19 protein-coding genes and 1 tRNA gene are annotated in these 22,353 nt (G+C 68.8%); 11 read left to right on the plus strand and 9 right to left on the minus strand.

Annotated elements, in window-relative coordinates; genetic code table 11:
* Nucleotides 1-6 precede the first annotated feature (6 nt).
* The 3 genes from G6N07_RS00805 to G6N07_RS00815 form a co-directional block, all read right to left on the minus strand.
* A complete protein-coding gene (locus tag G6N07_RS00805) occupies nucleotides 7-372 on the minus strand; it encodes a hypothetical protein (protein WP_085189416.1) in 366 nt (121 codons plus the stop codon).
* A gap of 589 nt (nucleotides 373-961) precedes the next feature.
* Nucleotides 962-1,378, minus strand: coding sequence for a hypothetical protein (locus tag G6N07_RS00810; RefSeq protein WP_085189418.1), 417 nt, complete (start codon nucleotides 1,376-1,378; stop codon nucleotides 962-964).
* 64 nt (nucleotides 1,379-1,442) lie between these two features.
* Nucleotides 1,443-1,598, minus strand: coding sequence for a helix-turn-helix domain-containing protein (locus G6N07_RS00815; RefSeq protein ID WP_085189420.1), 156 nt, complete (start codon nucleotides 1,596-1,598; stop codon nucleotides 1,443-1,445).
* 128 nt (nucleotides 1,599-1,726) lie between these two features.
* On the opposite strand from G6N07_RS00815, the gene G6N07_RS00820 reads away from it, so the two are divergent.
* On the plus strand, nucleotides 1,727-2,329 hold the full coding sequence (locus tag G6N07_RS00820) for a helix-turn-helix domain-containing protein (protein ID WP_085189422.1): 603 nt from the start codon (nucleotides 1,727-1,729) through the stop codon (nucleotides 2,327-2,329).
* Nucleotides 2,322-3,506, plus strand: a complete 1,185-nt coding sequence (locus G6N07_RS00825; protein WP_085189424.1) for a tyrosine-type recombinase/integrase — start codon at nucleotides 2,322-2,324, stop codon at nucleotides 3,504-3,506. Before G6N07_RS00820 ends, G6N07_RS00825 begins: the two co-directional genes overlap by 8 nt.
* A gap of 50 nt (nucleotides 3,507-3,556) precedes the next feature.
* Here the strand turns inward: G6N07_RS00825 and G6N07_RS00830 are convergent.
* Nucleotides 3,557-3,630: transfer RNA gene (locus G6N07_RS00830), tRNA-Gly, on the minus strand.
* 59 nt (nucleotides 3,631-3,689) lie between these two features.
* Between G6N07_RS00830 and dcd the strand changes: the two genes are divergently transcribed.
* The 7 genes from dcd to rfbA all read left to right on the plus strand — a co-directional run bounded on the left by dcd (nucleotide 3,690) and on the right by rfbA (nucleotide 9,938).
* Nucleotides 3,690-4,262, plus strand: coding sequence for a dCTP deaminase (dcd, locus tag G6N07_RS00835; RefSeq protein WP_085189651.1), 573 nt, complete (start codon nucleotides 3,690-3,692; stop codon nucleotides 4,260-4,262).
* A 200-nt stretch (nucleotides 4,263-4,462) separates the two neighbouring features.
* A complete protein-coding gene (locus G6N07_RS00840) occupies nucleotides 4,463-6,229 on the plus strand; it encodes a DUF7159 family protein (protein WP_179959932.1) in 1,767 nt (588 codons plus the stop codon).
* A 36-nt stretch (nucleotides 6,230-6,265) separates the two neighbouring features.
* Nucleotides 6,266-6,592: a DUF1330 domain-containing protein gene (locus G6N07_RS00845; RefSeq protein ID WP_085189428.1), complete on the plus strand. Its 327-nt coding sequence runs from the start codon at nucleotides 6,266-6,268 to the stop codon at nucleotides 6,590-6,592.
* Nucleotides 6,592-7,935, plus strand: a complete 1,344-nt coding sequence (locus G6N07_RS00850; protein WP_085189653.1) for a cytochrome P450 — start codon at nucleotides 6,592-6,594, stop codon at nucleotides 7,933-7,935. Before G6N07_RS00845 ends, G6N07_RS00850 begins: the two co-directional genes overlap by 1 nt.
* A 1-nt stretch (nucleotide 7,936) precedes the next feature.
* Complete coding sequence (locus G6N07_RS00855) at nucleotides 7,937-8,686, plus strand: maleylpyruvate isomerase family mycothiol-dependent enzyme (protein ID WP_085189430.1); 750 nt, start codon at nucleotides 7,937-7,939, stop codon at nucleotides 8,684-8,686.
* Between the two features lie 20 nt (nucleotides 8,687-8,706).
* A complete protein-coding gene (locus G6N07_RS00860; RefSeq protein ID WP_085189432.1) occupies nucleotides 8,707-9,075 on the plus strand; it encodes a nuclear transport factor 2 family protein in 369 nt (122 codons plus the stop codon).
* Nucleotides 9,075-9,938, plus strand: a complete 864-nt coding sequence (gene rfbA, locus G6N07_RS00865) for a glucose-1-phosphate thymidylyltransferase RfbA (RefSeq protein WP_085189433.1) — start codon at nucleotides 9,075-9,077, stop codon at nucleotides 9,936-9,938. The genes G6N07_RS00860 and rfbA overlap by 1 nt, the downstream gene beginning before the upstream one ends.
* Before the next feature lie 92 nt (nucleotides 9,939-10,030).
* Here the strand turns inward: rfbA and G6N07_RS00870 are convergent, their stop codons facing one another.
* The 5 genes from G6N07_RS00870 to G6N07_RS00890 form a co-directional block, all read right to left on the minus strand.
* The gene (locus G6N07_RS00870; protein WP_085189435.1) at nucleotides 10,031-11,263 is read right to left on the minus strand and encodes a YibE/F family protein; all 1,233 of its coding nucleotides are present in this window, start codon (nucleotides 11,261-11,263) and stop codon (nucleotides 10,031-10,033) included.
* A gap of 3 nt (nucleotides 11,264-11,266) precedes the next feature.
* Entirely contained in the window at nucleotides 11,267-12,553 is a 1,287-nt protein-coding gene (locus G6N07_RS00875) for a pyridoxal phosphate-dependent aminotransferase (protein WP_085189655.1), read from the minus strand.
* Between the two features lie 135 nt (nucleotides 12,554-12,688).
* Nucleotides 12,689-15,706 carry a (Fe-S)-binding protein gene (locus tag G6N07_RS00880; RefSeq protein ID WP_085189437.1) on the minus strand — a complete coding sequence of 1,006 codons (3,018 nt, stop codon included), beginning with the start codon at nucleotides 15,704-15,706 and terminating at the stop codon, nucleotides 12,689-12,691.
* A gap of 136 nt (nucleotides 15,707-15,842) precedes the next feature.
* Nucleotides 15,843-18,380 (minus strand): isoniazid response ATPase/transcriptional regulator IniR, encoded by a 2,538-nt coding sequence (iniR, locus tag G6N07_RS00885; RefSeq protein WP_085189439.1) that lies wholly within the window; start codon nucleotides 18,378-18,380, stop codon nucleotides 15,843-15,845.
* A 9-nt stretch (nucleotides 18,381-18,389) separates the two neighbouring features.
* On the minus strand, nucleotides 18,390-20,201 hold the full coding sequence (locus tag G6N07_RS00890) for an Hsp70 family protein (RefSeq protein ID WP_085189441.1): 1,812 nt from the start codon (nucleotides 20,199-20,201) through the stop codon (nucleotides 18,390-18,392).
* A 268-nt stretch (nucleotides 20,202-20,469) separates the two neighbouring features.
* Here G6N07_RS00890 and G6N07_RS00895 point away from each other — a divergent pair, with 268 nt between their 5' ends.
* The gene (locus tag G6N07_RS00895; RefSeq protein ID WP_085189443.1) at nucleotides 20,470-20,997 is read left to right on the plus strand and encodes an Rv0340 family IniB-related protein; all 528 of its coding nucleotides are present in this window, start codon (nucleotides 20,470-20,472) and stop codon (nucleotides 20,995-20,997) included.
* Nucleotides 20,998-21,262: 265 nt separating this feature from the next.
* A complete protein-coding gene (locus G6N07_RS00900; RefSeq protein WP_085189445.1) occupies nucleotides 21,263-22,327 on the plus strand; it encodes an IniB N-terminal domain-containing protein in 1,065 nt (354 codons plus the stop codon).
* The last annotated feature ends 26 nt before the right edge of the window (nucleotides 22,328-22,353 follow it).

The raw sequence follows: 22,353 nt of genomic DNA on the forward strand, positions 1-22,353 counted from the left end.
GCGTAATCACGGCGCACCGTCAGCGTCGTCGTCGAGGAATCGCATAAGCGCGCCGTCAAGTTCATCATCGTCGAGCGCCGGGCCGTCGTCGGTGTCGAGGCGTTCGCCGAACCGCGCGACCAACCGCGCGGCCCGCGCTCGCAGCACGTCGACGACGGGCTCGCGCTGCTCGTCGGTCAGGTTTTCGACGAGCACGTGCAAGGCGCGGACGATCAGGGCGGTGACGACGTGGCGTTCACCGGTGCCGACGAGCCGCCGGTAGACGTCACCCTCAAGCCGTTTGTCGCCGGTGAGCAACGCGACGTCGTACAGCAACGCGTGGTAGTCGCGGCGCGCGTCCGCGAGTCGGTCATCGGCGGTCTCGTCGGTCATGGGGGTCACTCCTCGGTGTCGGTCGGGTTGTGTAGCGGCTCGGAAAACGATCGGGCCGGGTGATCCGGCGGCGGTTCGGGTGCGGGGGTTGGTGGGCAGCGCCGCACGCATGGAACGTGCCGCAGAGGCGGGCCGCGGCGGTCGTCGTCGACGAGGCAGAACTCGCCCGGCTCAGCCACACGTCGGGCACGGGGAACTGAGTGCGTCGCGGTAGGCCTCGGTGATGGGTCGGCCGATCACGGTTGCACCTCCTGATCCGCGCGCGCGGTCGGTTGGTCACCTTCGGGTCCGGTTTGGTGTTGGTAACCACCCGCTTGGAGCAACCAGGGAGACACGTCCGTTCTGCACGTCAGTGCAGGACGGGAATGGGTTTTACTTGTGTGTTTTCCTTTGGTGCACCAACGGGGGTGCAGTCGAACTGCACGGCAGGTGTGCGGTCTGAGAGCCGTTAAACTGCACAAAAAACCGTGCAATTCAAGCACTCGCAACGTGCACCGATTCCGTGCAGTTTGGAAGCAGACGAGATGCACGGATTCCGTGCAGTGTGAAAGCTGCTGTGGTGCACGGAAACCGTGCAGTGCGCGCGCGGTCAGGAGCCGCCCTCGGGACTCATCCTGGGACGCAACACGATCGGCTGGCCGTACTCGGTCAACTCCCAGTCGGTGAACTTGCGACCGCCGGCCGCCACCACGTAGGCCCACCGCGTCGCCAACTCGCGGCCGTCACGCTCAAACCGGCGGATCACGAGGCGGTGTTCCTTGGCGGCGATCGCGAGGGCACGCCGAACTCGCTCCCGATTGCGGCCCCACCCGAGGTCACCGGAGACGCGAACCGGCGAGGTCTCGAACGGCTTGCCCTTGCTGTTCCCGGCACGGGAGAGCAGATACGCGAGCAACACAAACCCGTCGGAACCGAGCTCGCGCACTCCTGTGCGCACCAGGTCATCGCACAGGTAGAAGTAGCCGTCCCGCGGGCGGCCGCCGACTACGTGAATGGGGTGGCCCATCAGCGCATCGCCTGGCCGAAAACGCCGTCGGTCCCGCTGCTCTTGGGGTGCCGATACGGGTGCGTCATGCGCCGTTGCGGGTGGCCTGTTCGAGGTTCTCGATGAACTCGACGATCGCTGACTCCGGTACGAGCCGCCGGCGTCCGACCTTGCAACTTCGTAGCGCGCCGCTCGCCATCAGCGCGAAAACCGTGGATCGGCCAACTCCGAGCCTTTCCATGACTGTCTCGACGGGGTGAAGCCTGGCTGTGTGTTCGGCGGTATCCGCCACTGGTCCTCCATGGTTTCTGGAATGCGACACAAGGATGGTCTATAGTGCTGCTATGAACCTTACACAGATGTTCGTACATGCGTACGAACATGTCGCAGGATGTTGCATTGCCGAAAATTGACAAGGGCGCGAAGGCGTGGGAATTGACTCTGGCCAAGACTGTCGGCGATGCGGTCCAGAAGCGGCGCAAGGCCCTGGGATGGACAGGAGTACAACTCGCGGAACGGACCGCCGAGCTCGGTTATCCGATTACACGCGTTGCGATTTCCAAGATTGAGGGCAATAGCAGGGCCGGAAAGCTCGACATCGCCGAGGTTCTTATCCTCGCGGCTGCGCTCGACATTGCGCCGGTGCTGCTGCTGGCACCGGGCTTTCCAAACGAAGGCCACGTAGAAGCCCAGCCGGGGCATACCGTAGATAGCCGGCAGGCCGTCAAGTTGTTCTCTGGTTTGGGGGCCGAACTCATCGAGGCGCAGGCGCTCGCCGAGGAGGGCGAGAGGCGGTTGTCCCATTTGAGGGAGATAGCGGCTTCGCCAGACACCACGTCGGAACATCGCAAGCTATTGACGAGCGACATTAAGTATTCAGAGCGCACAGTGCAGACACTCCGCGACGACGTGGCGCGCAAGAAGCGCGAGTTATGGGGCGAAACCGACAGTAAAGGGCCTGCTGATGAGTAGGCGGCAGCTTCCTCCGCAGATCAAGAAGATAGAGGTGACGGAGCGCAAGACAGGCAAAAACGTTGTGCGCTATCAGGTCACAGTCGACGCCGGGATCAATCCCGAGACAGGCAAACGTCAGCAGGTGCGGCGACGATATGAGACCGAACGTGAGGCACGTGCTGCGCTTGCAGACGTCACCGAGGCCGCGGTGCGGGGCACGTTTGTGCCGCGTCGGGCCATCACTGTGCGCGAGGTGTGTGACGACTACGTCGCGGGCCGGCACAGGCTGCGGGCCACCTCGAAGGCGAAGCTGAGTTATGACTTACAACCGTTGATCGAACGGCACGGCGACGAGCCCGTGCAGCGATTGACCAAGGCGCACGTCGATGCGTCGGTGTTCGATCTGCTGGCCGGCGGCACCAAGACAGGCAAGGGTCGAACTCGTCGGTCGTGGAGTGCGGTCGCGGTCAACAAGTTCACGCAAACCGTTGCGATGGTTTTGGCCGGTGCGCAACGCCAAGGCCTCGTCCCGCGCAACGTCGCCGAGCATGTCGATCCGGTGGCCGGAGGGCATCGCAGCGTCGACACCTACACCGAGACGGAGGTTGCGACGCTGTTGGCGTCGATCGCTGATGATCGGCTCGGGCACGCGTGGGAGCTCGCGCTATGTGGTCTGCGGCGCGGCGAGATAGCCGGTCTGCGGTGGGCCGACGTCGACCTCCGCGGCAAGGCGCTGTCAGTCACGAACAACCGGGTGGACGCCGGCGGTACGGCAGTGGAAAATGACCCTAAGTCGGCTATGTCGCGTCGAACGCTTCCGCTGCCCGATCGGCTGGTGTCGGTACTGCGTGCGGCGAGGGCTCGCCAGGCCGCCGAGCGGCTGGCCCTCGGTTCCGACGGTGCCTCGTGGGATTACGTCGTGAGCAACGAGGCAGGCGAGCCCTATCACCCGCAGGTCCTGTCCCGGTATTGGCGTGCTGCGGTGGAGGCGGCAGGCCTACGGCCGATCAAGTTGCACGCGGCCCGACATACGGCGGCGACGGCCATGCACCTCGCCGGCGTGCCGGTCGCGGTGATCGCGGCGTGGATCGGCCATAAGGACGCGTCGCTGACCATGCGCCTCTATGCCCACTCTCAGGACGACGCTTTGAAGGCTGCCGGTGACACTTTCAACCGGGTTGTGACAACGTCGTGACACCGAGAGCGGGATTCGAACAGATCGAACTGCGTTGTCGCATTTCAACGTGGAGCCGATGACGGGAATCGAACCCGCGTATTCAGCTTGGGAAGCTGATGTTCTGCCATTGAACTACATCGGCCTTACCAGCTGACGCTGGTGATCACGCAGATTATCACCCAGAGCCGATACGCTCGTCGGGTGCTGCTCTCCGATCGTGACATCCGGGCCGAGATCGACGCCGGGCGGCTGGGCATCGATCCGTTCGAGGATAGTTTGGTGCAGCCGTCGAGCCTCGACGTCCGCCTCGACACCCTGTTCCGGGTCTTCAACAACACCCGTTACACCCACATCGACCCGGCCAAGCAGCAGGACGAGCTGACGTCCCTGGTCGAACCGCCACCCGGCGAGCCTTTCGTCCTGCACCCCGGCGAGTTCGTCCTCGGCTCGACCCTCGAGACATGCACCCTGCCCGACGACCTGGCCGGCCGGCTCGAAGGCAAGTCGTCGCTCGGGCGCCTTGGCCTGCTCACCCACTCCACGGCCGGCTTCATCGACCCGGGTTTCACTGGCCACATCACCCTCGAGCTCTCGAACGTGGCCAACCTGCCGATCACGCTGTGGCCCGGCATGAAGATCGGCCAGCTGTGCCTGCTGCGCCTCACGAGTCCGGCCGAGCATCCCTACGGCAGTGCCAAGGTCGGCTCCAAGTACCAGGGCCAGCGCGGGCCGACACCCTCGCGGTCTTATCAGAACTTCATCAAGCTGAGCTGACGCCGAAAGAGGGCAGGAAAATCGAACCTACGAGGGCCGCTTGTCGTTGTCCGGAGTAGGGTTTTCTTAGACGGGACCAGCTAACGCCGTTGCCTGTAACGACTCGGCAGGTCACGCCGATGAAGCTTCTAGTTGTGGGCTCGTTCGGTTCGGGCGCGCCGCGGCCATTTAATCGATATAGCAAATTGTTGGAGGGCTTGGTGGACATCGTACTTGGTGTCTCGATGACACCGACGACGGTCCGCATGGTGCTGGCGGAAGGCGAGAAGGCCGACGGTGTGACTGTCGACCACGACGTCTTCGACATCAACGCTGTGGAAGGTTCAGCAACGTCGAGCGCGGCAGATCAGGTCGTCGCCGCGGTGCTCGGCACGCAGGAGAGCGCCGCCGCCGGCGGTCACCACCTCAAGTCGGTCGGTGTGGCGTGGAGTGATCACGCCTCGGCGTCCGCGCTGCGCGACACGCTCACCGCACGTGGCATCGAAGACGTCATGCTCGTGTCGGAGGGGCACGCCGCCGCATCGCTGGCCCAAGCGGTCGGCCGCGCCGTTGGATATACCTCGACGGCACTGTTGCTCATCGACCGCGATACCGCGACCCTGTCGGTCGTGCAGACCGACGACGGCTCAGTGACCAAGGTGCTCACCCGCAGCCTGCACAGCACTGACGCGATGGCTGTGCTGACCGAGATGGCCGCGGCCGTCGACGCGCAGGACTCGCCGTCGCAGGGCATGTTCGTCGTCGGCTCCGGCGTCGACGTCAGCGAGGTGAAGGCGCATCTCGGGCGTCTGCTGTCGCTGCCGATCAGCGCGCCCGAAGATCCCGAACTCGCGCTGGCCCGCGGGGCCGCGCTGGCGTCCGCGCACGCTCCGGCCTTCGAGGCCTCGACCGTCGGGCTGGCCTACTCGCAGGATCCCGACGACGGAACCACCGCGGGCAGCGCCTACGCCGCCTTTGGTGCCGCCGCCACGCAAATGGCCCCGGTCGGCGGCCCCGTGGCGGCCCCGGCGATGGTGTTCGCCGAGCCCGAAGCTGTCCCCGCGTCCGCCGACGACGAGAACGGCAAGCCATTCCTGTTGGTGGGCAGCGCGTTGTCGTCGATCTTCGTGGTCGGCGTGGTGGCCCTGGTCATCTCGTTGGCCGTCAACATCCGTCCCACCGCAGACCAGCGGCCGAGCCCCGCCGAGGCGGCCATCGTGCCGAGCGTGCAGGCACCCCGCCCGGCGCCGGTGCCGGTGCCGGAGGCTCAGCCGGTGGTGGCGCCGCCCGCCCCGCGGGCCGAGACCATCAAGGCTCCGGTGCCCGTCGTGAAGCAGGCGCCGGCCCCTGCGGCGCCGCGCACGGTGTACGTCGAGAAAGCTCCCGTGCCGGCGCGACCCGCCCCGGCGCCCGTGCCCGCGGCGCCCCCTGCGCCGGTTCCCGCCGTGCCCCCTGCGCCGGTTCCCGCCGTGCCCCCTGCGCCTGTGCCGGCGGCACCGGTCCCCGTGCCAGCGCCGGTCCCGGTCCTTCCGGCGCCGGCGTTGCGGCCGCCGGTGGTGTTGCCGCCTCCGGTGATCCGGCTGCCGCGTCCGCTACTGCCGTCGATCCTCCGTGACGACGACGAGCCCGACCGCCAGTCGTGGCCCAATCCTTGGCAGCCCCAGCCGCAGCAGGACCCGCCGGACAGCGGGTGGCCACTGCCGCAGCAGCCGACGCGCACGGTGGTGCCTCAGGCACCGTCGCAGGCGACGCGTCCGTACGTTCCTCCTGTTCAGCAGCCACCCCGGGTGCCCTACGTGCCGTCGGTCCCGCAGGCGCCGTCGAATCCGTACTACCCGCCTTCGAGTGGTTCCGGGTCCGGGTCGGGTGCGGGGTCGAGTAGCGGCGACTACGGGTCCGGCTCCCGCGGCTCCTACGACGGCGGCGGCTCGTCGTCGGGCGCGGAGGACTCGATGTGGCCGGTCCCGCCCTTCGGCCGCGGCGACTGAGCGCCCACGCGTCCGGGCCGCGTAGCGTTTTCGGCTATGTCGCCGGTATATGCGCTCAACCTGTTCGACGTCGCCGACCGCGACGAATACCTGGCCTATGCGCGTCGCTCACCCGCCGCGGTAGCCGCCCACGGCGGTCGCGTCGTCGCCCTCGGCAAGTTCCGCGAGTCGGTCACCGGCGACATCGAGCCCCGTCAGGTGCTGATCCTCGTCGAGTGGGAGTCGAAGGACGCGTTCGACAGCTACCGCAACGACCCCGACTTGGCCGACCTGCACCCGCACCGCGAGGACGGTTCGTCGGCCTACGTCTGGCATTTGTTCGACCGCTTGGACGATCTACGCCCCCTCCTTAAGCTCGAGTGATGGTGCACGACTCCTGGCGGTCGACGGTTCGACAGCGGGTCCGGTGGCTGGCGCTGCACGGATTCGTACGCGGTGTGTCCCGGATCGGGATGCGCCGGGGCGACCCGCAGGCGCGTCTCATCGCCGATCCGACGGTCCGTGCGGACCCGGCCGCCTTCGCCGACGAACACCGCGCGAAGGGGCCGCTGATCCGCGGGCGTGTCGCCCTGATCACCTTCGACCACGCCGTCGCGGGCGAATTGCTGCGCTCGGACGACTTCCGGGTGTCGTCGCTGGGCGGTGAACTGCCCAAACGGTTGCGCCGGGTCATCGATCGCACCGACACCGGCCTGCTGCACCCGATCGAACCGCCGTCGCTGCTGTCCATCGAGCCACCGGACCACACCCGCTGCCGCAAACTGGTGTCGTCGGTGTTCACCACCCGCGCCGTCACCGCATTGCGCGACGGGGTCGAGGCCACCGCGGCGAAGCTGCTCGACGACCTCGAACACGACGTCACTGGCAGCACGCCCGTCGACATCGTGGCGCGGTACTGCTCGCTGCTGCCGGTGTCGGTGATCAGCGACGTGCTCGGGGTGCCCGACGCCGACCGCGCCGAGATCCTGCGCTACGGCGAACTCGCCGCGCCCAGCCTCGACATCGGTTTGAGCTGGCCGCAGTACCTGCGGGTGCACACCGGCCTCGTCGGGTTCACCGCCTGGCTGACCAACCACCTCGCGACCCTGCGCCGCCACCCCGGCGACGACCTGCTGAGCCAACTGGTCTCGGCCACCGAAGACGGTGCCGGTCTGAGCGAACGGGAACTGCAGGCGACCGCGGGTCTGGTACTGGCGGCCGGCTTCGAGACCACCGTCAACCTGCTCGGCAACGGCATCAAGATGCTGCTCGACCACCCGGAACAATTGGCGAAGCTGCGTGAACACCCGGAACTGTGGCCCACCGCCGTCGAGGAGATCCTGCGGCTGGATTCCCCGGTGCAGATGACCGCCCGGGTGGCCAAGGCGGACGTCGAGGTGGCCGGTATGCCGGTGCGCCGCGGCGAGCTGATCATCATCCACCTCGCGGGCGCCAACCGTGACCCCAAGGTATTCGACGATCCGCACCGCTTCGACGTCGAACGCCACAACGCCGGCAAGCACCTGTCGTTCTCCGCAGGCAGGCACTTCTGCCTGGGTGCCGCACTCGCGCGCGCCGAAGGGGAAGTGGGGTTGCGCACCTTCTTCGACCGGTTCCCCGACGCCGCGCCGGCCGGGGCGGGCAGCCGTCGCGACACCAGGGTGTTGCGCGGGTGGTCGACTCTGCCGATCGCACTCGGAACGGCCCGCGCCGCGCTAGGTTCGTGACGTGGACTTCCGGGCGGCGCTGCTCGAGCAGACCAACAGCTTCGGCGAACTGATCGCGGCGGGAGATCCCGCCACGCCGGTGACCACATGCGGGGACTGGACCCTCAAACAGCTGTTCCGCCACGTCGGCCGCGGAAACCGCTGGGCCGCCCAGATCGTCGCCGAACGGCGTCACGAACCCCTCGACCCGCGCGAGGTGCGCGACGGCCGGCCACCCGAAGATCAGGCCGCCGCCCTGGACTGGTTGCGCGGTGGCGCGCAGTTGCTCCTCAACGCCGTGGACGGGGTGGGAGCGGGCACCAAGGTGTGGACGTTCCTCGGCCCGCGCGCAGCCGGATGGTGGGTCCGTCGCCGCGTACACGAGATGGCCCTCCACCGCGCGGACGCGGCGCTGGCACTCGGGCAGCCGTTCGACCTGCCGCCCGAACTCGCCGCCGACGCACTCAGCGAATGGATCGAGCTGGCGGCCGTGCAGGCCGGCCGACATGGCCTGCCCATCGAACGGGGCCGCACCCTGCACCTGCACGCGACCGACGACAGCCTCGGCGGTGTGGGGGAGTGGATGATCACCAGCACCGAAGAGGGCATCGACTGGACCCACGAACACGGCAAGGGAGACGTCGCCGTCCGAGGCCCCGTCAAGGACCTGCTGCTGGCCGTGACGCGGCGCCGGGCGCTGGCCGACAGCGGTCTCGAGGCGTTCGGGGCGACCGAGATCTGGGACCGGTGGCTGGAACAGACTCCCTTTTAGAGTGGCGTACCTTCACGAACATGACCACATCGGAGAAGGCGACCGTGCTCGCCTGGCACGACGCACTCAACGCCCGCGACCTCGACACGCTGCTCGAACTGTCCAGTGACGACATCGAGATCGGCGACGCCCACGGGGCGGCGCAAGGGCATGCGGCACTGCAGGATTGGGCCCGCGCGCTCGACGTCAACGCCGAACCCGGCCGGCTGTACGTCCGTGACGGGGTGGTCGTCGTCGAACAGCAAATCACCTCGGTGACCGGGGAGATCGGTACCGCCGCCTCCGCCTTCCGTGTCGTCCACGACAAGGTGACGTCGGTGTTTCGGCATTCCGACCTGGCGTCCGCGCTGGCCGCCACCGAACTCGGCGAAGACGACCTGACCGGCTGATGCGGGGGATCATCCTGGCGGGCGGGTCCGGGACCCGGCTGTACCCGATCACGCTCGGGGCCAGCAAGCAGCTGCTGCCCGTGTACGACAAACCGCTCATCTACTATCCGCTGTCCACGCTCATCATGGCCGGCATCCGAGACATCCAGGTGATCACCACCGCCGCCGACGCCCCGGCGTTTCACCGATTGCTCGGTGACGGTTCGCATTTCGGCGTCAACCTGACCTACGCCGTCCAGGACCAGCCCGACGGGCTCGCGCAGGCTTTCGTGATCGGCGCCGACCACATCGGCACCGACTCCGTCGCACTGGTATTGGGGGACAACATCTTCTACGGCCCCGGCCTCGGCACCAGCCTGCGCCGCTTCCACGACGTCAGCGGCGGCGCCATCTTCGCGTACTGGGTGGCCAACCCGTCGGCCTACGGGGTGGTGGACTTCGGCGCCGACGGCACCGCCCTGTCGCTCGAGGAGAAACCCGCGACACCGAAATCGCACTACGCGGTGCCCGGGCTGTACTTCTACGACAACGACGTCGTCGAGATCGCCCGGTCGCTGCAGAAGTCCGCGCGTGGCGAGTACGAGATCACCGAGATCAACCAGCGTTACCTGGACCGCGGACGGCTCAGCGTGGAGGTCCTGGCGCGCGGGACCGCCTGGCTCGACACCGGCACGTTCGACTCGCTGCTCGACGCCAGCGACTACGTGCGCACCATCGAACGCCGCCAAGGGCTGAAGATCTCGGTGCCCGAGGAGGTGGCCTGGCGCGTGGGGTTCATCGACGACGCGCAGTTGGCCGCCCGCGGGCAGACGCTGCTCAAGTCCGGGTACGGCGCGTATCTGCTGGAACTGCTCGACCGCTGATCAGGGCAGCCCGGCGAGCACCGGGATCGTCGACCGGTTGCTCGAAGGTGTACGCCGCGGCGCCGGTAGAGGTCGCCACGATGACCGGTGGGCTAGTGACGGTCGGCCCGTGGCGTCGCCAGCACCGCAGCGATCCCCGTCGTCAGCGGAACCGACAGCGCCAGCGCGATACCGCCGACCGCAGACCGCGCGATCTCGATGGCCACGCTCTCACTGGTGAGCACGTCGACCAGCGCGCGGTTGGCGACGCTGAACAACAGCAGCAGCGGCAACGCGCTGCCGGCGTAGGCGAGCACCAGCGTGTACACCGTGCTCGCGATGTGGTCCCGCCCCACCCGCATCGCGCCGACGAACACCGCCCGCCGCGAACTGCCCTCGAGTTCGGCCAGTTCGAACGCCGTCGAGGCCTGCGTGACCGTCACGTCGTTGAGCACACCGAGCGAGCCGATGATGAACCCGGCCAGCAGTAGACCGGTGATCGACACGTTACCCAGATACGCCGCGACCTCGTTGTTCTGATCCTCCGACAGCCCGGTGAGATGGGCGATCCCGATCGAGCCCCAGGACAGGACGGCCGCCAGCAGCAGCGAGGTCAGCGTGCCGAGCAGGGCCGCGCTGGTGCGCAGGCTGACACCGTGCGCCAGATAGATCACCGCGTAGAGGATCATCGCGGACGCCACCAGTGCGACCGGGACGGCCGACGCGCCGTCGCGCAGGGCGGGCAGCAGGAACACGACCAGCACCGCGAATGCGACCACGATCCCCACCAGCGCCCGCAGACCCCGCCAGCGTGCAACCGCCACGACCACGACCGCGAAGGCGGCGGCCAACAGGGAAAGCGGCCACCCGCGCGCGTAGTCGTAGAACGTGTAGGTGGTGGCACCGCCCTGGCTCACCTGACGGCTGAGCCGGATGTCGTCACCGGCGGCCAGCTGCGGCTGGCCGGGACCGCCGCTGAACTCCAGCAGCGTGTTGGCGCCCTTGTTGGGCCCCGAGTCGATCGCGACCAGCACCTGCACACATTGGGACCCGTCGCTGGGCGTCGGCGCCGGGTCGACGGTGAGCACCTGGCCCGCCGACGGACTGCCGCAGGACGCCAGGCTGGTGGCGCGCACCTGCCCGGCTTCGGTCGTCACCGCACCGCCCTCGGCGTTCTGGAACGGCAGCGGGATGTCGGCCTTCTGCTGGCTGGGCCACAGCAGCACCGCGCCGACCGACACCGCGATACCGATCAGCACCAGCAACCCGACGACGATCCTGGCGGCGAGCGGGCCCAGCGGCGACGGGCCGCTCAGCGAGTGTGAATGCGCGTGGGAGTGGGACACCCGCTACTGCCGGTAGCTGACCAGGAAGTTGCCGAGACGTTCGATGGCGTTGGCCAGGTCACGGGCCCACGGCAACGTCACGATGCGCAGGTGATCCGGTGTGGCCCAGTTGAAGCCGGTGCCCTGGGTGACCAGGATCTTCTCCTGCAGCAGCAGGTCGAGCACCAGTTGTTCGTCGTCGTGGATGTCGTAGACCTCGGGGTCCAGCCGGGGGAACGCGTACAGCGCGCCCTGCGGTTTCACGCACGAGACACCGGGGATCTCGTTGAGCTTCGCCCATGCCACGTCGCGCTGCTCGAGCAGCCGGCCGCCGGGCAGGACCAGATCGTCGATGCTCTGGTGTCCACCGAGCGCGACCTGAATGGCATGCTGCGCGGGGACGTTCGGGCACAGCCGCATGTTGGCCAGCAGGCTGATGCCCTCGATGAAACTGCTCGCGTGCTCCTTGGGGCCGGTGATGACCAGCCAGCCCGACCGGTAACCCGCCACCCGGTAGGCCTTCGACAGCCCGTTGAACGTCAACGTGAGCACGTCGGGCGCGACCGAGGCCATCGCGATGTGTTCGGCGTCGTCGTAGAGGATCTTGTCGTAGATCTCGTCGGCCAACAGCAACAGCTGGTGCTTGCGCGCCAGCTCGGCAATCTGCTCGAGCACCTCGCGGCTGTAGACGGCGCCCGTCGGGTTGTTCGGGTTGATCACGACCAGCGCCTTGGTGCGGTCGGTGATCTTGGACTCGAGGTCGGCGATGTCGGGCTGCCACCCCTGCGTCTCGTCGCACAGGTAGTGCACCGGGGTGCCGCCCGCCAGCGAGCACGACGCCGTCCACAGCGGATAGTCCGGCGCCGGGATCAGCACCTGATCGCCGTTGTCCAGCAGCGCCTGCAGCGTCATCGTGATCAGTTCCGAGACGCCGTTGCCGAGGTACACGTCGTCGACGTCGAACCGCGGGAAGCCGTCGACGAGTTCGTAGCGGGTGAAGACCGCGCGGCGCGCGGGCATGATGCCCTTGGAGTCGGAGTAGCCCTGCGCATACGGCAACGCCTGGATGATGTCGCGCATGATGACGTCGGGCGCCTCGAAGCCGAACGGCGCCGGATTTCCGATGTTCAGCTTGAGGATGCGGTGGCCCTCGGCCTCCAGCCGGGACGCGTGCTCGTGTACCGGGCCGCGGATCTCGTAGAGGACGTCCTGCAGTTTCGACGACTGCGTGAACGTGCGGGGCCGCTGCTGATGGCTCTGGGCGTGCCAAGTCCGCTCGGCAGGGGTCTGAGGCATGGTCACGTCATCCATGGTGGCATTGCCGTCCACTCATTTTGAAATCCACGCAGGGAGCGGCTACGCACGACTCACCGAGAGGTTCATGAGCTCGGGCCGTTCGTCGCCGAAATCGTCGGGCTCAACACGATCTCGACATGGCGCCCCGGGTCAGCGCTTCCCTGGGCGGCGGGCGCCCTTGGCGATGCCCAGACCCTTCACCGGCGGTTCGTCGCCCACGACACGGGCGTCGCCGGTGCCGGCTGCGGACTCCGGCTGTGCCGGCCGCTCGGCCTCGGCCTCGGGCGCTGATTCCGTGGTGGGCTCATCGGCTGGCTTCGCCGCCGGTGCGGGCGCCTTCTTCTTCGCACCCGGACGGCGCGCGCCGGAGGCGATGCCCAATCCCTTGACCTCTGGCTCCGGCTTGCTCGCCAGGCCCAGATCCGAATCGGCGCTGTCCGCGGCCTCCGTGCCGGCCGCTGCCTTGTCCGGGTCCACGTTCGGCGGCTGGACGACCGTTCCAGCGCCCTCGTTCGGCGACGCCTCGGCGGGTGCCTTCTTCGCGCCCGGACGTCGAGCGCCGGCGGCGATCCCCAGTCCCTTCGCCGGTGCTGCGGCGGGCGCCTCGGTGGTTTCGGCCTTGGCCTCGGTGGTCCCAGCCTTGGCTTGCGCCGGCGCTGCCGCGGTCTTCTTCGCACCGGGACGCTTGGCGCCACCCGCGAGTCCCAGTCCGGTGACGGGTTTGGCGCCCGGCTGGGCCGGCGATTCTGCCTGGGCCGGCTGTGCCGGCTGGGCCGGCTGGGCCGGCGATTCTGCCTGGGCCGGCGCTTTCGACTCCTCGGCGGGCGCCTTCTCGGGCGCCGTTGCCGGTGCGGCCGCCGCGGCCTTGGCCGCGCGTTCCTCGGCCTCCTTGGCTGCGGTGCCCTTCTCGGGCAGTGTGACGGTGCTCGTGTCGAGCGACCCGAGCAGCAGCTGCGCGACGTCGAGCACCTCGACCTTCTCGATGTCCCTGGCGGCGGCGACCTCGTCGACACCGTCGGTCATCATCACGCGGCAGAACGGGCAGCCGGTCGCGATCCGTGACGCGCCGGTGTCGATCGCCTCTTCGGTGCGTTCGGTGTTGACGCGCTTGCCGATGTGCTCTTCCATCCACATCCGTGCACCGCCGGCACCACAGCACAGGCCGCGGTCGGCGTGGCGCGGCATCTCGGTCAGCGTCGCTCCGGAGGCGCCGATCAGCTCGCGCGGAGCTTCGTAGACCTTGTTGTGCCGGCCCAGGTAGCAGGGGTCGTGGTAGGTGATGTCCGGCCCGTTCGCGCCGTCGCCGCCGACGGGGGTGACCGGCACCAACTTCTTGTCCCGGATCAGCCGGTTGAGCAGTTGGGTGTGGTGCAGCACGGTGTAGTTGCCGCCCACCTGTGGGTATTCGCGACCCAGGGTGTTGAAACAGTGCGGGCAGGTGACGACGACCTTGCGATCGACCCGCTCGACACCCTCGAATAGGTCGTTGAGCGTCTCGACATTCTGCGCGGCGAGCTGCTGGAACAGGAACTCGTTGCCGGAGCGGCGGGCCGAGTCGCCGTTGCAGGTCTCGCCCTCGCCGAGCACCAGGTACTTGACGCCGGCGATCGCCAAGAGTTCGGCCACCGCCTTCGTGGTCTTCTTCGCACGGTCCTCGTAGGCGCCGGCGCAGCCCACCCAGAACAGGTACTCGTAGCCCTCGAAGGACTCGACGTCCTTGCCGAACACCGGAACGTCGAAGTCCACCTCGTCGATCCAGTTGGTGCGGTCCTTGGCGTTCTGACCCCACGGGTTGCCCTTGGTCTCCAGGTTCTTGAACAGGACGCCGAGCTCACCGGGGAACTCGGATTCCATCATCACCTGGTAGCGCCGCATGTCGACGATGTGGTCGATGTGCTCGATGTCCACCGGGCATTGCTCGACGCAGGCGCCGCAGGTGGTGCACGACCACAGCACGTCGGGATCGATGACACCGCCTTGCTCTTCGGTGCCCACCAGCGGGCGGGTGGCCTGCTCCGGGCCGGAGCCGAGGATGCGCTCGAAGCCCGATTCGGGGACATGGTCGTGAGACTGCTTTTCGGAGTGCTTCTCGCCGCGGGCCTCTTCGCCGAGACCGCCCGCGGGGGTGTTCTCCAGCGGCGACTCCTTGTCGCCGAGGATGTACGGCGCCTTGGCGAACAGGTGGTCGCGCAGGTTCATGATCACGAGCTTGGGCGACAGCGGCTTGCCGGTGTTCCACGCCGGGCACTGCGATTGGCAACGCCCGCATTCGGTGCACGTGGTGAAGTCGAGGTAGGCCTTCCAGGTGAAGTCTTCGATCTTGCCGCGGCCCAGTTGTGCGTCCTCGGGGGGATCCTCGAAGTCGATCAGCTCGCCCTTGTACTCGATGGGCAGCAACGGGCCGAGGGCGTCGGGCAGCCGCTTGAAGGTGACGTTGATGGGCGCAAGGCCGATGTGCAGGTGCTTGGAGTGCAGCACGATCAGCAGGAAGATCAGCATGACCCCGATGTGCAGCAGCAGCGCGATGGTCTCGACCCACTCGTTGACGTCGTGACCGAGTGGGCTGAGCACCCATCCCATGAAGTGGGAGAAGAACGCGCCGTTGCCGTAGGGAAGGTTGCCGAGGTCGGCGGCGGCGCCGCGGACCAGGGCGTAGGTCCAGATGACGTTGAAGATCATGAACAGGATCAGCCAGGCGCCGCCGGTGTGCGATCCGTAGAACCGCGAGTCGCGGCCGTGCTGCTTGGGCTCCTGCCTCACCCGGATGATCGCGAAGGTGATGATGCCGAGCAGGACCGCGACGGCGAAGAAGTCCTGCAGAAAGCCGAGCGCGTCCCACGTGCCGATGATCGGGAGGTGGAAGTCGTGGTCGAACAGCAGGCCGTAGGCCTCCAGGTAGACCGTCGCGAGGATGAAGAAGCCCCACATCGTGAAGAAGTGCGCGATGCCGGGGATCGACCAGCGCAGCAGCCGGGTCTGGCCGAAGACCTCTTCGAATTGCGTGGTGATGCGCTTGCCGAGGTTGTCCTTGCGGTTGTTGGCCTCGCTGGTCGGCGCGCCGGACCGGATCAGCTTCGTCAGCCACAGCACGCGTTTTGCGGCGAGCGCGACCACGATGCCGGTCATCAGCAACCCGACGACGAGTCGGATCATAATCTGCGTATCCACGCGCGGCCTCCCGGTGTGAAGTTACCCAAGAGTAACTTAGACTAAGTTACCCCTCGGTAACTTAGGCTCGATCCTGTTCATAGTGACACCACCGGCATGAAGGCCGCTACGAAGGCTGCCCTAACCCGCCGTTCGGCTAACTCGACGGGGCCACAAGTGCGCGCAGCATCGACAGCATTTCCGACCGCGATTCCGCCCCGAGCCGGCGGCGGATCCGAGCCACATGGTGTTCGACCGTCTTCGCTGAGATGAACAGTTGCGCGCCGATGTCTCGGTACGGCATCCCCAGCAGTAGGAGCTCGGCCACCTCACGTTCGCGCTGCGAGAGCTGCGCCGAGGCGGTGGGGCGTGCCGCCGACGTGGGGCACGGCGCTGACGTCGAAGTCGGCGCGGCGGTCTCCGCCGGGACTTCGGCACCGGCCACGCTCTGCTTGAGGTCGCGCGCGAGCTGCAGCATCGCCTGCGACACCCGGCCGTCCGAGGTCTGCAGAGCCGCCTGACCGGCCAGCCGTGTGCCGTCCCAGGTGTGGCCGAACTGGGCCAGCCCGCGGGCAGCGGTCGTCACCTCGCCGACGTCGATGTGGTTGGCGAGCACCCGCAACCAGGTGCGACCGGCCGTGGCCAGCGCTTTCGCGAATGCGCTCTGAGCCTGCTCGTCGCGGCTGGCGGCGGTCAGCGCCTGCCCGTGCGGCGCGACGGCCTCCGGGGAATTCGCCAAGATGCCGGCGTGCACACCGGCCCAGTGCAGCGGCACCGACCACAACACCGGATCGCCCAGCGCCGCGAGCAGGGAGAACGCCTCGTCGAGGGGGTGCTTCAGCCGATCCACCTGCCGCAACCGCGCCGCGGCCACCCACAGCTCGCCGAGCGGGAGCAGCGTGAACAGGTCGACGGAGTATTCGGCCAGCACCTCCATCGCGGAGTACCAGTGCATCTGCATCGCGCCGCTGTCACCGCTGCGACGCGCGATCGCCGTCTGGAGCGCGGCCGCCCACAGCGCGTCGCGGCGGTGCAGGTCGGTGCCCGGCCCCGGAACCGCGGCGGCCGCGGCCGGTAACTTCCCGTCCTGCATATGCGTCCAGCCCAGCAGTAGCCGGTGCCGGTGCGTCACGAAGATCGCATCGCCGGATCCGTTGTCGCGTCCGACGCGGACCGCCCGGCTGACCACACTGCGGGCGCGTACCGGGTCGCCGCCGTGGAGGGCGGCCAGTGTCACGACCGCGGCCGGGGTGTCCGGGGTGACGCCGCCCCGGCCGTGGTCGGTGTTCAGCGACTGTCCCAGCCGTGCCGCCGCGATCGGATAGGGCTCGTCGAGGGACAGCAGGAGTCCTTCGGCGAGGCTGCGGGCCGCCCGCGCGATCGACGTCGGCGGCCCGGCGGCCGGGGTCTGCCCGAGCGCCTTGGCGGTGCTCCCGTCGCCCGCGGCGAGTGCGGCGACGGTACCCGCTGCGCTCAGCAGCGCGTCCGGCGACGGGCCCAGCCAGCGGAAGAGGTCGAGTGCCTGCGTGGCGCTGCCGTCGTGCATCGCGATGCTGGCCGAGATCCGCACCGCCGCGGCCCGCTCCTCGGGGTCCTGCGAGGTGAGCAGTTCATCGGCGATCCGGCCCGCTGTCGCGCAGTCTCCCGTCAGCGCGAGTGCGTCGGCCAGTTGCGCGCTCAATGCGGTGGCGCCGGCGTCGGCGGCAGCCCGGTACAGCCGTGCCGCGCCGGCGGCTTCGTTGCCGGTGTGGGCTGCCAGGTCGGCAAGCGCGGCGGCAAGCCGCTCGTCGCGTAAGCCATGCTCAGCCATCCGTAGCGCGAGGTCGGCTGTCAGAGTGGAAAGTTCGAGCTGCGAACAGAGCAGTGACACCTCGATGTCGTGGTGGCGCGCGGCGCCGACGATCTGGGCGAGCCCGTCGTGCACCGTGCGCAGGAAGCTGTGGTGATAGCTCGGTTCGAGCAGCCCACTGGCCCGTGCGCGGTCGACCACGGCCAGCGCGGCGTCCGACGGCATGTGCAGCGCCGCGGCGACGTCATCGGGCCCCATTTCCGGGCTCAGCGACGCCACCAGAAGTGTGTCGAGCAGCGGTTCGTCGAGTCGGCGCAACCGTTCGATCAGCGCGATGCGCGCAGTCTGCCGTATCGCCGCCGCGCCGTCACCGACCGCGGCGAGCGCGGGCCGCAGGAGGAACGGCAGACCGGCGGTGACTGTCATCAGCAGCCGGACCACCTCGGGTGCCGGGGCGGCGGCGTGCGTCGCGGCCATGGCACGGCCCACCTCCACTGCCGTGACGGACCCCACTGCGACAGCGGGGTTCTCCCGCTCGAGCGCGGTGACCAGTCCCCGCAGCGCGGCGTGGTGGGCCAGCGGTTGGGTGGCGATCACGACCGTCGACGCAGAATCGGCCACCAGGTCGGTGAGCCGTTCGAGGTCGACGATCTCCAGTAGGTGCGCATCGTCGACGACGACTGCGGCGTCGGCGGGATCCTCGGGGCGCGGCGGGCGGGACAGCACCGGACGGCCGCCCGACCGCAGAACCGTGCGCACCGCGGCGAGCACGGTCGATTTGCCTGTCCCGATGCCGCCGGTGACCAGCATCTTCATGGGCGCGGCGGGATCCGCCTCGATCGCCGCGACGGCCTCGCGCGCAGCGGCCGGGAACTCCGACTGACGGTGCGGCGCCGGGTTTGCCATCGTGGGTGGTCAGGCGCCGCCGTCGGGGACGGGCACCGTCGTCGGTGGGTCCGGCGGATCGACCGTTGTCGGCGGCGGTTGGACCGTCGTGGTCGGCGGTGGCTGCGTCGTGGTCGGCTGCGTGGTGGTCGGCTGCGTGGTGGTCGGGCGGGTGGTGGTCGTGGTCGGCTGGGTGGTCGTGGTCGTCGCGGTGGTGGTCGTCGCGGTCGTGGTGGTCGGCTGCGTGGTGGTCGTCGTGCCCTGCGTCGTCGTGGGCCCAGGTGGCGGCGGCTGGCTGACGCTGGTCGTCGCCGCGCCGTCGGGGCCGATCGTGACGGTGGTCACCGGAGGCGGCGGGGCCTGAGGCGACGGCTCCATCGACACCCTCGTCGAGGTCTCGGTCACCGGTGTCGAGTCGCCTTCGGCGCCGGTCAACGTGGCCGCCAACCCGCCGAGCGCCAGCAGCGCCGCCGCGGCGGCGGTACCGAACAGCACCGGCGGGCGTTTGTACCAGGGCAGCGGCCGAGGCTCCTGCTCGTCACCGTCCGCGTTACCGGCGTCGTCGGGTGCGAACGCGATCGGCGAACGCGCACCGGTCACCGCCGGGTCGTAATCCTCACCGGCGTACGGCACGGGTTCACCGGCGGGCTCGTCGTCCTGCGACCAGGCCAGCGCGCGGAAGGTCGCCGAGGAGGCCCCGTCCGCCGCAGCGGCCCCGGCGGCGAGGCCGGCCGCGCCCGCGGCCCAGGCCGCAGGCCCCATGCTCGTCGCGGCGTCGGCGGCCGCGGCCATGCCGGTGGGAGCGTCGGAGTCCGCGCTCTGGTTGGCCACCAGCGCCGCGCCGGCCGCGACGTTGAGGCCAGACTCCGGGGTCGTGACAACCGGGGCCCGCAGCTGCTCGGAGAACCGCTGGGTGACCAGCGGAATGGCCGCCCCTCCGCCGACCGTGGCGACCGCGGTCACGTTCGCCACCGGAATCTCGTTGCGCCGCAACGTGTCGTCGATCGCGTTCAGCAGTCCGCCGAGTGGTCCGGAGATCAGCTGTTCGAGTTCGGGACGTGTCACCCGGATGTCCGACTGCACACCGGGCAGTTCGACCGGCACCGCGGTCGCGGTCTCGGCGGACAGGCGCTCCTTGGCCCGGCGGCATTCCTCGCGCAGGCGAGCGAGCGATCCGACCGCGGCGGTGCTCGCTGGATCAGCGGCCCCGGAATCGGCGATACCGGCCAGCACGTGGTTGAGCAGGGCCTGGTCGATCCCGTCGCCGGAGAACTCCGGGTACCGCATGGTCTGGCCGACGGCGTCGAGGTTGGCGCCCGCGTCGGCCAGCGAGATGCTGCTGCCGCTGCCGCCGAGGTCGACCAGGACGACCACGCCCTGGTCGGGCAGTCCCGGGGCGGCCTGCAGCGCGGCGAACGCGGCGGTCGAATCGGGGATCAGCGCGGCGGGCACGCCGTGCGGGGCGAGATTCGGACGGGCACGCAGCGCGCCGCGAAGCGCCCCGACCGTGCCAGGACCCCAGTGCGAGGGCACCGCGATGGCGATCGGCGAGCCGCCGTCGACCGTGCGGGCCATCGCGTCGAGCGCCTCGGCGAGCACCAGTTCACCGCGGTGCGCCGAACCGTCGGCGGCGACGAGCGGAACCGGGTCACCGACCCGGTCGACGAAACCGCGCAGCACGAGGCCGGGTCGGTCGAGGTTGGGATTCTCGGCGGGTACGCCGACCTCGGGCGCCCGGTCGGCGAAGAGGGTGAGGATGGCTCGTCGGATCACCGGCGGCCGGCCAACGCGGGCCGCCACCAGGTTCGTCATCCCGATCGACAACCCCAAGGGTTCGGTCATGGTGGCATGTCTCCTGTCTGGACCGGCCACCACCATAACGCCGGAATCCCCACATCCTCGGGAAATCCCCCTAGTGGCGCAAAGCCCCTAACGGCAAAGCCCCTAACAGTGCGGGGCCGGATGTGGGCTGCGCACCGATCCGGCCGACGTCCGGCGTGCATAGCATCGTGACAAGCGGATCGGGGGACTGACAAGCGGTTCGGGGGACTGGAGTGCCGACCCGCATGGACACGAACCGTCTTCGGATCGTAAATGGGAAAGGTGCCCGATGGCTAACTCGCTACTCGACTTCGTGCTGTCGCTGGTGCGGGACCCCGACGCCGCCGCACGCTACGCGGCCGACCCGGCCGCTGCCATCGCCGACGCTCAGCTGACCGGTGTGACCAGCGTCGATGTCGACAACCTCATCCCGGTGGTGACGGAATCGATGCCGATGGCCGCGCCGTCGATCGGCCCGGACCCCTTCGGGGCCGAGGCCGCCGGCAACGTGTGGTCCAGCAACGTGTGGTCCAGCGGCGCCGCCACCGCCGCCTTCGATGCGTTCGCCGACCCGGCGCCCACATTCGCCGTCATCGACACTGCCTCCGCCGTTATCGACACCACCGATGAGTTCGACCGGTCCGTCGACGCGCTCACGGCACCGGACGCGTTGGTGGACACGGCATCGCCGCAGTTCGCGGACCCGGCGCTCGACGACGCGACGACGGCCGGGACCGATCTCGACGACGTGTGGGGAGAAGCCCTCGACGACGCCCGGTCGGCCGACCACACCCCCGGGTTCGATCCGTTCGACTGACCTCTCCCGATAACCGAACCCGCGCGGATTTCCCGCGCGGGTTTTTGGTGCGTGAACTGCGACTATTCCGCCTTTCCCCCGGCTCCCCCGTAGATCCCCTAATCCCCTAACGGACCTAAACGCACGCCCCCTATGCGGATCGCCGAGGCAGGGGTGGCAACCCCGTTTGCCGGGTGTCGCGAACTCCATAACGTGGTGTCCAGATCGCCGGAGGGCCGGCGAGACAACCTCCCCGGGACACCGGGAAGATACGAAAGGCAGTCACATGAACATCATCGACTTCATCCTCGACCTGTTCCGCAACCCGGGCTCGGCGGCCTACTTCGTCGTCGACCCGGACGGTGCACTGCGCGACGCGGGCCTGCCGAACGTGACCGCCGCGCAGCTGGCGTCGGTGGCCGCCACGGCCGCACCCGCCGGCTACGCGCTCGGCGGCGGCGACCCGATCGTCGGCCTGCAGCGGGCGGTCGCCGACCACCACCAGCTCGCCTCGAACTTCGCCTCGCCGTTCTCGCCGCAGACCTCGTTCGCGCCGACGACCGAGTTCGCCAGCCGCAACGACACCGACCTGCTCAGCGGGAACAATGTCCCGGTCGCCAGCCCGATCCAGGACGCCGGCGCCAACGCCCAGAACGGTGCCTTCAACCTGGGATTCGGTGACATCACCCTCGGCGACAAGACCTCCAACACCGCCACCGACGGCGGCGTGGTGGTCGCCGGTGACAACGACGGCGACATCGTCAGCGGTGACGGCGCCGCGCTCGGCGACGGCAACACGATGAACAACGGCGACATCCTCGCCGGCTCCGGCTCCAACGTGGTCGTCGGCAAGGACAACGAGGTCGAGGACAACTCGCAGACCGCCGGCGGGGACCTCATCGCCGACAACGACGCTCCGGTGCTCAACGACGTCGACACCAGCGGCGGCAACGGCGGCGGTGCGGACGGCGGTGGCAGCCTGATCGGGATCGGCGGCGGCAACGCGGTCGGCGGCGACGGCGGCGACGGCGGCGGCATCATCATCACCGACAACGACGTCAACGCCGGTACGCAGATCGACGGCGACTACGGCAGCGACAATGTCGAGGACAACTCGGTCAACACCTCGGTGGAGGCCAACACCTCCACCTCGACCGAGAGCTCGTTCGAGGACAACTCCTCGAGCTACGAGTCGAACATCGGCTCCGGCAACGACACCGCGATCGGATCGGGCAACCAGACCGACACCGATCTGTTCTCCGGCAACGACACCGAATTCGAGACCAATACCGGTATCGAGACCGACGTCGCGTCGAACAACAACACCAAGACTGAGCTGGACGTCTTCTGATCGAGAATCGAAACAACGCAACTGGC

The sequence above is a fragment of the Mycolicibacterium doricum genome, assembly GCF_010728155.1.
In the GTDB taxonomy this organism is placed as follows: domain Bacteria; phylum Actinomycetota; class Actinomycetes; order Mycobacteriales; family Mycobacteriaceae; genus Mycobacterium; species Mycobacterium doricum.

Excerpts from the sequence above, each read along its gene's own strand:
- G6N07_RS00805 (WP_085189416.1), bottom strand. The coding sequence starts at position 372 with ATGACCGACGAGACCGCCGATGACCGACTCGCGGACGCGCGCCGCGAC.
- G6N07_RS00810 (WP_085189418.1), bottom strand. The coding sequence starts at position 1,378 with ATGGGCCACCCCATTCACGTAGTCGGCGGCCGCCCGCGGGACGGCTAC.
- G6N07_RS00815 (WP_085189420.1), bottom strand. The coding sequence starts at position 1,598 with ATGGAAAGGCTCGGAGTTGGCCGATCCACGGTTTTCGCGCTGATGGCG.
- G6N07_RS00820 (WP_085189422.1), top strand. The coding sequence starts at position 1,727 with ATGCGTACGAACATGTCGCAGGATGTTGCATTGCCGAAAATTGACAAG.
- G6N07_RS00825 (WP_085189424.1), top strand. The coding sequence starts at position 2,322 with ATGAGTAGGCGGCAGCTTCCTCCGCAGATCAAGAAGATAGAGGTGACG.
- G6N07_RS00845 (WP_085189428.1), top strand. The coding sequence starts at position 6,266 with ATGTCGCCGGTATATGCGCTCAACCTGTTCGACGTCGCCGACCGCGAC.
- G6N07_RS00850 (WP_085189653.1), top strand. The coding sequence starts at position 6,592 with ATGGTGCACGACTCCTGGCGGTCGACGGTTCGACAGCGGGTCCGGTGG.
- G6N07_RS00860 (WP_085189432.1), top strand. The coding sequence starts at position 8,707 with ATGACCACATCGGAGAAGGCGACCGTGCTCGCCTGGCACGACGCACTC.
- rfbA (WP_085189433.1), top strand. The coding sequence starts at position 9,075 with ATGCGGGGGATCATCCTGGCGGGCGGGTCCGGGACCCGGCTGTACCCG.
- G6N07_RS00875 (WP_085189655.1), bottom strand. The coding sequence starts at position 12,553 with ATGGATGACGTGACCATGCCTCAGACCCCTGCCGAGCGGACTTGGCAC.
- iniR (WP_085189439.1), bottom strand. The coding sequence starts at position 18,380 with ATGGCAAACCCGGCGCCGCACCGTCAGTCGGAGTTCCCGGCCGCTGCG.
- G6N07_RS00890 (WP_085189441.1), bottom strand. The coding sequence starts at position 20,201 with ATGACCGAACCCTTGGGGTTGTCGATCGGGATGACGAACCTGGTGGCG.
- G6N07_RS00895 (WP_085189443.1), top strand. The coding sequence starts at position 20,470 with ATGGCTAACTCGCTACTCGACTTCGTGCTGTCGCTGGTGCGGGACCCC.
- G6N07_RS00900 (WP_085189445.1), top strand. The coding sequence starts at position 21,263 with ATGAACATCATCGACTTCATCCTCGACCTGTTCCGCAACCCGGGCTCG.